Annotated in this window: 11 protein-coding genes; 3 read left to right on the top strand and 8 right to left on the bottom strand. The window is 42.2% G+C overall.

What is annotated here, in order from left to right; genetic code table 11:
• Positions 1-860 precede the first annotated feature (860 nt).
• Positions 861-1,112: a YgjV family protein gene (locus R8N47_RS01230; protein WP_005376619.1), complete on the top strand. Its 252-nt coding sequence runs from the start codon at positions 861-863 to the stop codon at positions 1,110-1,112.
• A gap of 88 nt (positions 1,113-1,200) precedes the next feature.
• Here R8N47_RS01230 and R8N47_RS01225 read toward each other — a convergent pair whose 3' ends face one another.
• Positions 1,201-1,482: a DUF2218 domain-containing protein gene (locus R8N47_RS01225; RefSeq protein ID WP_005376622.1), complete on the bottom strand. Its 282-nt coding sequence runs from the start codon at positions 1,480-1,482 to the stop codon at positions 1,201-1,203.
• Positions 1,483-1,523: 41 nt separating this feature from the next.
• Entirely contained in the window at positions 1,524-3,530 is a 2,007-nt protein-coding gene (locus R8N47_RS01220) for a TonB-dependent siderophore receptor (RefSeq protein WP_064354720.1), read from the bottom strand.
• 116 nt (positions 3,531-3,646) lie between these two features.
• On the opposite strand from R8N47_RS01220, the gene R8N47_RS01215 reads away from it, so the two are divergent.
• Positions 3,647-4,615: a helix-turn-helix domain-containing protein gene (locus R8N47_RS01215; RefSeq protein ID WP_064354719.1), complete on the top strand. Its 969-nt coding sequence runs from the start codon at positions 3,647-3,649 to the stop codon at positions 4,613-4,615.
• An 87-nt stretch (positions 4,616-4,702) separates the two neighbouring features.
• Positions 4,703-5,089 carry a Cu(I)-responsive transcriptional regulator gene (gene cueR / locus R8N47_RS01210; RefSeq protein WP_005376627.1) on the top strand — a complete coding sequence of 129 codons (387 nt, stop codon included), beginning with the start codon at positions 4,703-4,705 and terminating at the stop codon, positions 5,087-5,089.
• Between the two features lie 42 nt (positions 5,090-5,131).
• Here the strand turns inward: cueR and vctC are convergent, their stop codons facing one another.
• The 6 genes from vctC to R8N47_RS01180 form a co-directional block, all read right to left on the bottom strand.
• Complete coding sequence (vctC, locus tag R8N47_RS01205) at positions 5,132-5,887, bottom strand: iron chelate ABC transporter ATP-binding protein VctC (RefSeq protein ID WP_017635379.1); 756 nt, start codon at positions 5,885-5,887, stop codon at positions 5,132-5,134.
• A 2-nt stretch (positions 5,888-5,889) separates the two neighbouring features.
• On the bottom strand, positions 5,890-6,840 hold the full coding sequence (gene vctG, locus R8N47_RS01200; protein WP_005376631.1) for an iron chelate uptake ABC transporter permease subunit VctG: 951 nt from the start codon (positions 6,838-6,840) through the stop codon (positions 5,890-5,892).
• Positions 6,833-7,768 carry an iron chelate uptake ABC transporter permease subunit VctD gene (gene vctD / locus R8N47_RS01195; RefSeq protein ID WP_017820306.1) on the bottom strand — a complete coding sequence of 312 codons (936 nt, stop codon included), beginning with the start codon at positions 7,766-7,768 and terminating at the stop codon, positions 6,833-6,835. Before vctD ends, vctG begins: the two co-directional genes overlap by 8 nt.
• Before the next feature lie 22 nt (positions 7,769-7,790).
• Complete coding sequence (locus R8N47_RS01190) at positions 7,791-8,699, bottom strand: siderophore ABC transporter substrate-binding protein (RefSeq protein WP_064354718.1); 909 nt, start codon at positions 8,697-8,699, stop codon at positions 7,791-7,793.
• A 163-nt stretch (positions 8,700-8,862) separates the two neighbouring features.
• Positions 8,863-9,543 (bottom strand): Crp/Fnr family transcriptional regulator, encoded by a 681-nt coding sequence (locus R8N47_RS01185; RefSeq protein WP_064354717.1) that lies wholly within the window; start codon positions 9,541-9,543, stop codon positions 8,863-8,865.
• 134 nt (positions 9,544-9,677) lie between these two features.
• Complete coding sequence (locus R8N47_RS01180) at positions 9,678-10,409, bottom strand: nucleoside phosphorylase (RefSeq protein ID WP_064354716.1); 732 nt, start codon at positions 10,407-10,409, stop codon at positions 9,678-9,680.
• Between the last annotated feature and the right edge of the window lie 6 nt (positions 10,410-10,415).

Genomic DNA, 10,415 nt, shown 5'->3' with positions numbered 1-10,415 from the left:
TGACCTCCGCTAATGGCTTACGTTTCCCATTAACCTTTTTAGATAATTTCTTATTAATTTAGTGCGGCATACTGCACACCTTTATACGATTAAACTAAGTATTGAATCATTAAACAATCGATAAATACCCTACTACCAAGCAACATAAGTAAAACTTACTCGTAGTCACAGAAATGTGACACATGTGCTGACGCGTAGATATCGAATAATTATATGAAATTGATACCTTATTCTGATTAAGTGTAGTTGTTTTAAGAAAAGAAGAGAGATGAAATCATTCAGCTAAACGCCAGACTGCCGGTTGCGATCAATAATGGAAGAAAAGCAATGAGAATGTTGTATACACCGGAGCGTGATGACATCTTAATCAATATCGGTGACGAAAAAAACGTAACGATTAAATATTGAACAACATAAATTGCAGGACAAAATGCAACTATAAAAAAGTGGCTTACGATATGAATCCCCGCACACCACGAGTTCGGTTTTGTTCTGATATACAGCAAAAAAAACACGAGCAAGCTAATAATAAAATACATAAACACAGCACTTGAAAATAATTATCATTTTCAATCATATGTAAATATTCCCTTACTTTCAATGGTGTTTGAGCTATTAATGTCATCGTTATTATCAATCAACACAATAAGTAAAATTATCAGTAATTCCAGTCCTAAACGTTTGCGTAATCGCTAACCTTCTCTTAACCTTGATTTGAGGCTTTTATCACGGTTTTTCCATTGATATAGTGCGTCCATACAACACAAAAAGACCATTCGAGGCATGGAGCTTCCTCATTAATCTCAAGATGAGAAGAATTGGTACCGACAAAATTCGGCAGATTTTAAGAGGGTCAAAAAATGGACATGAATATGGTTGAGATTTTAGGTTATGCAGCTTCAATCATGGTCGCTATTTCGCTAACTATGAAAGATATTGTTAAGCTTCGTATCCTTAACTTTATTGGTTGTGCGCTATTTACTGCTTACGGACTAATGATTGATTCTTGGCCTGTAGTACTAACTAACGGTTTTATTGCTTGCGTTAACATCTACTTCCTAGCAAAAATGCAGCAGGAAAAAAAAAGCCTAGAGCCTGAGAAAGCGCAATAGCATTCAAACAATAAAAGCCCGCAAATCATAAGATTGCGGGCTTTTGCTTTTAATATTCCATTTCTATCACAGCATCCCTAAACGAGCGCTAACGAACCCAGCTAAGTGCTAATGTTTCTCGACGAGAAAACATGTCCACATGCGATGAAATGATCGCCTTAACCGTATTCAGTTTCTCTTCTGAATCCGCCTCACAGGTTATAGTTAAGCTAGATGCACAAAGGTTAAACTCAGCTTTTCCCGTCGGAAATGTCACCAAACCGCTATTTTCATTCCAAGTAGCAGGAACTTTTCGTCCAAAATGCCGACAAAGCGTCACTAAGTATTTGTCAGCGTGTTCGCTATCTATTCGGGTGCTTTCTTTAATCATGAACTTACTCGTTACTTTGAAACGTCCTATGAAGAACCTTGTTAGAATTGATAAGCTGCAGAGAGCTTGAAGTTGCGACCCGGCTCGTAGTCATCAAGCGTGAAGCCACGTGCAGTACCCGAACGAGACGCATGAGAGCTGTACAACTCGTCAAATACATTATCAATACCAAAGGTCACCGACAGTCCATCAATATCAGACGGCACCCATTGAGCGTATAGATTATGCACATCATAACTTGCTTTCTTTGGCTGACCATCAAAGACGTTGTCTTCCTCTAGAACAAACATTGAGTTCCACCCGAAGATCGTTTCTAAAGCGTCTGACTGGTAATCCAAAGTTAGAGCAATGCTATCACCCATATCAATGCTACGCCCATTGCCCGCAGCAACAGGACCACCAGTATTCTTGTTTTTGGTGTCCGACTTAGAGTAAGAAAGTTTGCTGTTAAACTTGTCGTAACCATAAGAAGCACTTGCCTCAAAGCCTTTAATCTCAACATCACCTAAGTTGTAAATCAGGTAAGTTTGAGTCGCGTTTTGGTACTGGTCTGCAATGTAATCATCAATTTCCGTTTGGAATACCGTAATATTCGCCCCAAAGAAATGCTTATCAAAGGTTTTATCAAAACGAACACCACCCTGCGTGTTCAATCCCGTTTCTGGCTTTAGCCCATCCTCTAAAAATGCAACGTCTTGGTAAGCAATAAAGGTTTCCATTAGCTCTGGACCTTTAAATAGAGAGCGTGCACTCGCAAACAACGTCCAATCTTGAGTCACCGCCCATTCTGCTGCTAGAGCCCAAGTCACATCATCATAATTACTGGTTCCTGTCTCAGCTTTGCGTTTGTAATCATCAAAGCGCATACCTGCGGTAATAAAGAAGGCATCAGAGAAGAAGAACTGATCTTCTACAAACAGTGCGGTTGAAATCGCCGATTCGTCCATAAACTTACGACTACCGTAGTAACTCGAAGACGTTTTATCCATGTAGTCGAAGCCATAAGTGACTCGATTATCAAACTCACCTAACATAACATCTGACTGGAATTTGCCATTCAAACCAAAGTTTTGGTTTTTGGCGGTGTTCTTTGATAAACGGTTCGAGGGCCAACGAGGGGCCATCACCGTTTCGTCACGTTTAATTTCTGTCTCGGTATTATAAAGAGTGACGTTTCCTTGGTGTTGTTCGCCTCGCAACTCGTAACTCAAAGTAACGGTATCGCGGTCATAATCCGTAGGGATAAGTAACTTGCTCGACAGGCTATTATTTGCACTACCAGACATATCAGGACGCGGACTGTAATCTCCACTGTCTCGGTACATGTCATAAGAGAGCTCAAAACGATGGATGTCATTTAGTTCATACCCCAGCTTAGCCAGAATGTTGTAAACATCACCTGCAGCACCATAGGTTTTATTGCCATCACCATCTTCAAAATCATCACGCGTAACGTAATGGCCATAGACCATCGCATCAATGTTTTCGGACAAAAGTCCGTACAGTGTCAACGAACCTTGTTGGTTGTCGTTGGATGCATAGCCGCCATAAACACGCGCCCCAAACTTTTCATCGTAACGAAGTAAGTCACGAGCGTCTTTCGTTTCAAAGTAGACCGAACCGCCTAACCCGTTTTGAGTCACAGAGTTATTACCTACCTGAATGTCCGCAGATTTGAGAATGTCAGGGTTCAACGTCAAGTTACCAATATGATGGAACATGCTCGCATGCTGAGAAGCACCGTCAAGACGAATGTCCAAATCGGTTTCGCTCAAACCACGAATCGTAATACGTTGATTCACAGAGTGTGTTCCACCAACATCTACACCGGGAATATCGCGCAGTAAATCAGACATATGATCCGCTTGCTTCAGTGACATGTCGTCCGCAAACATCGACTCAGTGTTGCTGGAAACTTTCGTTCCCCATACAACGACCTCTTCAAAATGTGACTCAGTATCTTGAGCTAAAACAGGGGTTGATAGCGCCATTCCCACTGCAAGGCAAAGGCTTGAAAGCTTGATAGGTGAACAAGCAGGGCTTTCCATAACTTCATTCCTAAATATTAATGATAATAATTCTCAGGTATAATAAGCATGAGTTTTATAAATACAAAGGCGATTTGGTTATGCGAAATCGCACAAGTGTTATGAGGAAGTGTCAAATGCAGGAAGTTACAACAAAACGAACTAAAATTGCCAAGATAGCTTTAACCCAAAGACTAAAGGCGACAGAGAAACAATGGATTGTCACGCAAGGCCAACCTTGTCAAACTCAACTGGCCGAAGGTAAGTTCCTATCATATCAGTACAATGATCAAATTTTTGTTCATGGCGGGCGTTGTCTAGAACTTATTGATTCGAATATTGTTTCTACTGCACACGCCTCACTGCTGGTCACTATTCTTTTAGAAGGTAGACTCTCGTTTGGCTACGACGATTTGCAATTTGATTTAGACGCGAGCGACGGCCCTAAGGGTGTAGTGGTGAACTTACTCAAACCTGCAAATTTTCGTCGTTCACTGCTCAAAGATAACCTCATTAATAAGATCAACATATTGGTTAAGCCCCAATGGCTAGAGGCCCGCCTTGAGCAAAATTGTAGCCATCGAGCCTTTTTTAACTCTCATCAGGCGTTTCAACAGTTGGAGCTTAACCAGACGCTATGCGAACTGGCTGAAACGTTAACAAATAGAGAAACACCGCAAGAGTTCCAAGAGAAGCTAGAAGTCGAAAGCTTGATCTATCAAATATTACATCAAGCCACCAAGCAAATTCCTAAGAATTTCAGTGCTAAAAACAGCAGTATTGAACGACACATTGATGGTCGGATTGAGGATATTGTCAGCTATATTGAAACTCACCTTGATCAAGAACTACGCTTGGAAAAGTTGGCGAGCCAATTCTCAATGAGTGTTTCAAACCTGCAGCGCCGATTTAAACAATCACTTAATATGACCATAAACGGCTACATTCGTTTTCGACGTCTTGAGATTGCTAGGCAACATTTGGAACGTGGCCTAGTAACGATAACAGAAGCCGCCTATGAAGCCGGATACCACCACCCTTCTAACTTCACTTATGCCTTCAAAAAGGCATTTGGTGTGCCACCACATGAAGTGATTAAAGAGTAAGGGGACTCTAGGTAACTGACTGTTATTTAGGAGTGTCTTATCCACAACATCGGTATATACTCGCCTTAAACGTTATGGAGGTTAAACATGAATATTGGTGCTGTCGCGAAGCTCACAGGGCTTTCATCTAAGTCGATTCGATTATATGAAGACAAAGGGATCATATCTCCACCAGCGCGTAGCGACTCTGGCTATCGCGAATATTCAGATAATCATATTCAAGAGCTTAACTTGGTATCACGCGCAAAAAGCGCAGGCTTTTCGTTGCAAGAATGCAAAGAGTTCGTACAACTTGCTCATAACCCCAACCGCAAAAGTAGCGAAGTAAAAGCAAGAACCATGGACAAACTGAGAGAGGTTGAAGAAAAAATTGCACACCTCATGGAGATCAAAACGCAACTTGAAGGTTGGGTTTCTTCTTGTCCTGGAGATGCAGAGAGCCGATGCCCAATCATAGACGAGCTCACCAAGTAAGCCCGCCTATCTATTGATCTCGTTAAAAACGAACTAGCTCGCTTAATGATAAGTACACATGCGCTTACCGTTTAACTCTATGATGTTAAATGGCGTTTCATAGATGTCCTCTAGCGTAGACGCTTGAATAACCTCTTCAACCGCACCACTCGCCACAACTTTACCTTTCTTAAGCGCCAATATGACATCTGAGTAACACGCCGCGAAATTAATATCATGAATTACGACCACCATGGCTTTATTCATGTCATGGGCTAACTGCTGCACAACTTTCATGATCTGAAGAGAGTGTTTGATATCTAAGTTATTAAGAGGTTCATCAAGAAAGACATAGTCTGTATCTTGTGCAATCACCATAGCAATAAATGCAAGCTGTCGCTGACCACCACTTAACTCATCCAAGTATTTGTCTTGAATATCTTGCAAATCTAAGTAGTCGATCGCTTGTTCTATGACCTCATGATCTTCTTTAGTCAGATTTCCTTTAGAGTATGGGAAACGACCAAAAGAGACTAACTCTTTTACGGTAAACCGCATTGTAATCGAGTTAGCTTGGCGAAGTACTGCCAGTTTTTTCGCTAGCTCTTTTGTGTCCCATTCCGCGATTTCCTTGCAATCAATGATAACACTACCGCCATCTCGCTCCGTTAAGCGTGAGGCCATAGATAACAGCGTGCTCTTTCCCGCGCCATTTGGACCGATAATCGATGTTACCTTGCCCTTTTCAAACTGAGTATTGGCCTCGTCTACGACTTTGTTTGAACCGAAAGCCTTCGTTAATTTGTCTATTACTATCATATTTATACAACTTTGTTTTTCAGCAGCAGGTATAAGAAATACGCACCGCCGATAAAGTTAATTACGACACTCAACGTCGTCTCAAAACTGAACACATTTTCGATTATCCATTGCCCAGCAAGTAGTGAACTGATGGATAGAAACGAACATCCGACCAATAGCGTTTTATGTTGGTAACTTCGGAACATTTCCCGGCTTAAGTTGGTCACTAGTAAACCAAAGAACATGATTGGCCCTACCAAAGCCGTAGAAATAGCAATCAAAACCGCCGAGATAATAAACACATTTCTCGTCACTTTAGGTACATCAACACCCAAACTTTTCGCATTGTCTTGGTCGAGCCAAAACACATCTAAAGTGCGATGCATCCTAAACAACAACCAACATGCAAACATCAAAGCCGGAGCACTAAAGTAAACCAAGTTCACTTTGACATTATTGAAACTGGCGTACAGTTTCGACTGAACAATTGCATATGTGTTTGGGTCCATCAGCAAAGAAAAGAATGACGCCGCATTGGAAAATAGCTGACCAAAGATCAAGCCGACCAATAGCAACGTAATCAAGTTCTTGCTGCCTTTTGAAAAGTAAAACCCAAACAGCAGTAGCGAAAACGACACCATTACAATTACTGCAATCGCGAAATTGACGTACAAGTTAAGAACTAAGGTACTCAACCCACCAAAAATCAACACGATCAAAATTTGGGTTAACACATACAGCGCATCAAAACCCATGATACTTGGCGTTAAAATTCGGTTGTGCGTAATGGTTTGAAATACAAGTGAAGACTGAGCAATGGCCACACCCGCTAGCACTATCGCCAATACTTTAGGAACTCTACGAGACAAAAAATATTGGTAGTTGTCAGCCGTTAGCCCAATACCAATAAACAGACACGCGAAAAGAATCGCAATGCCACCTAGCAGCAGGATTTTCGTTGAATCACGCATGTTGCTTACCTCGCAACAACATTGCGATGAATACCACGCCACCCAATATGCTAATCACGATAGAGATTGGCATTTCATGAGGGAAAATAATTAAACGACTCACCAAATCGCAACACAACACTAAAATGGCCCCATACATGGCCGTAAGCGGAATGTTCTTTTTGAGGTTATCGCCATAAAAGTGACTCACGAGATTCGGTACAATCAGCCCTAAGAATGGCAACTGGCCAACAATCATCACGACACTTGCTGACATGATGGACACCAATAGCACGCCAATCGTCACAACCTGCTGATAATTCAAACCCAAGTTAATCGCGAAATCTTTTCCGATACCTACGGCAGAGATCCTTGCGGCAAAAAGATAGCTGAGGATAACCATTGGTACCGCGATGTACAGCAGTTCAAAATCACCACGCAAGATGTTGGCGAAGTTTGCGACTGTCCAAGCATTCAGACTTTGAAGTGCATCATATTTGTAAGCGATAAACGTAGTCATGGATTGGATGACATTGCCGAAAATAATCCCGACAAGTGGCACAAAAACCACGCTCTTAAATTGAATGCGCTGAATAAAGAAAACAAACGCCAGCGTCCCAAATACCGAGATGCCGAACACGAGCCAAAGGTGATTATCATTACCAAAGAAAACCACGCTCAGTACATAGCCCAGCATGGCACATTCGATCGTACCAGTTGTAGAAGGTGCCGCAAATCGGTTCTGGCTGATTTGCTGCATGACAAGACCCGCAATACTCAAGCCAGCACCAGCAAGCAATATGGCAAATAAACGTGGTATACGGCTGGTAAAGAAAAGTTCTAATGCTTTCTCATCACCTGAAAAGAGTTGTTGGGGTGTCATGTTTGCCACCCCAACAAATAACGAAACCGTGCTTAAAACCACAAGGGTTAGCAATAACTTCTTCAAAGTTAACCTCTGCTATCTTGGATTACAGTTCAACGGTTTGCTTAATCTCACTGACCATTTTTTCTGTTGCTGTCACACCAGACATCGACAAGTACCAAGCGTCCACATCTAAATAGGTGATTTTATGATTTTTATATGCCGCAGTCGCTTTGACTAAGTCGTTATCCATGGATTTACGAATATCGTTATCCGGCGTACCTGTCAGAGAATTTCGGTCAACCACGAGGATATTTTTCGGGTTAGCTTCACGAATAAACTCATAAGAAATGACATCTCCGTGAGTGCCCGTTTTCACGTGCTCAACCGTTTCCAAGAAGCCAAAGTCGTTATAAATGACGCCAAATCGCGACTGGGCACCAAACGCGCTGATGTTGTCACCCATGCTTAAAATCGTTAATGCATCATTTTTGTTCGATTGGTTGTAGTCACGGATTACTTTGAATTGAGCATCTAGCGCTTCAATTTTCTGCTCTACTTTTTCTTCGATATTGAAGATCTTACCAATATTGCGCCATTGCGCTTGCGTGCCTTCCCAATAGCCTTGGTTCTCTTTCGCCGCAAAAACAACTGTAGGGGCAATTTCACTCAGCTCTTCATATTTCGCAGACGCTCGCGGACCAACCAAAATCAAATCCGGTTTTTGCATGTAGATGGTTTCAAAATCAGGTTCAAACAAACTACCCGCAGAGGTGTAGCTATCTTTGCTGTATTTTGAAAGGTAACTAGGAAGATTAGAAGAGTTAGATACTGCAACAGGATCGATACCAAAGTTGTCCAGCGCATCTAGCGGGCCAAAGCCAATCACAACCACACGCTCTGGGGATTGTTCTAGCTCTGTTTGACCCATGTAGTGGTCAATCACAACTTTAGCAGCAAAAGAAGGAGAAACAGTAAATAACGACAGCATAGCCGCACCGACGAATTTTTTCATTTTGTTAAGCCTTAATGAGATCTATTATCATACGCGTTCGCAATATAACGCTACTCTTTAATGCATTCAACAAAATTTAAGGTACTTTACATTAGTTACGTTTACTCAAGACTTAGATATATCAAAGACTTATAAAACCCATCAGTTTCAATACCTGGGCGTATCATTCATGCGCTTCAATAAACGCTTTGAGTGCCAGCTCATCAATAATCTCCAAACCGTTGTCCGTTTTTGTAATCAATCCCTTTTCAATCAAGTCCTTAACTACACGTCGATAGACTCGGCCTGAAGTGCCAAACCGCTCAGCCTCTTGGTTCACTTTATCAAAGCCACCAAGGAGCTTATCCGTCTGATTACGGACGAGAAGATCATAGGCAATGTTGTAAGTAATGGGATGCAACAAACGATTAGTGTAGATATCCATGGAGTCTTGATAATCCTCAGCCAATGCTGAAGCGAAGAACACCATCATTTGGGGATAATTTTGCAGCGCTTCGGTTAGTTTTTGGATACAGATAACATCAACCTGCATATGTTCATCTGCTATCACATTCCATTGACAAGGAGTCCGAGTGAAGAACTCCATTTCACCATAAATATGATAGTCGCAGTTAGCTTCCCCTAATTGAAAACGTCGTCCATTTGCGGCCAATATGTTCATCGAGACTCGACCTACTGGCACAACATACAAGTACTGAAGTTGCTCACCTTGGCGGAGAATTGCTTCCCCAGCATCAAAGAAACGCGAATTTATTTGGCATTGATAAATCAAATCGCGAAAGGTGGCACTCTTTTCTTCAAGGTATGTTTTGAAGCGACCAGTCGGATAAGGGCTGATTTTCATTTTCTGCTCTCTCAGAAAAAGTTACGGACAACTATTTAAGGTGGATTGTACCCCGTAACTCCAAATAAAAAAGCGACAGTGACCTGTCGCTTTACATCTATTCTGTTTATGTGACTTACTGAGATAGAGACTGGCTAACGCTGAGCAACCAAGGCTTCTAATGCCGTAATCGCGGCACTCTTCTCACCTTGCATCATTACTTTGGCTTCATCAACGTACTGACCAACACCTTCTTTCACATCTTGTTGATACAGCACCACGTTGTTTAATATCGAAGCCACATGAAGGCCTCGTAGTCGACCGACCGTAAACAGCGCAGAGGTTTCCATATCGGCACCTAAGATGCCTTTCTTGTTCCAATGTTGGCATATTGCATCTTCGTCATCGGTATAGAAACTGTCGTGAGAACGCACCACACCAAAATGATAATGCACTTTTTGCATCGACAAGTAACGCTCAACTTCCTTTAACAGTGAAAAGCTTGCGTAGGCTGGATAAGACGAATCGACATACGCTTTAGAGCCGCCCTCATCTCTTACCGCGCCTTCGGCAATGATCAACTCGCCAAGGTGAATGCCTGATTGCATTGCCCCCGCAGATCCAACACGTACCACATGAGTCACACCGCACTGTTTTAGCTCTTCCACTGCGATGATCATCGATGGCGCACCTATACCTGTACTACACACTGAAACAGGCTTGCCTTTGTAGTTGCCGGTAAACACACGGTACTCGCGGTTTTCCGACACCATTTCTGCATCATCAAATAATGCCGCGATACGATTCGCTCGATCTGGCTCGCCGCATACAATAACGAGAGGAGAGATTTGTGTTTCATCCACTCCGATATGAGGTTGTTTGGCCATTTTTCG

It is taken from the genome of Vibrio sp. 2132-1 (assembly GCF_033344315.1).
Note: the sequence above shows the minus strand (reverse complement) of the source record. Positions and strands in the feature narration are given on the sequence as shown.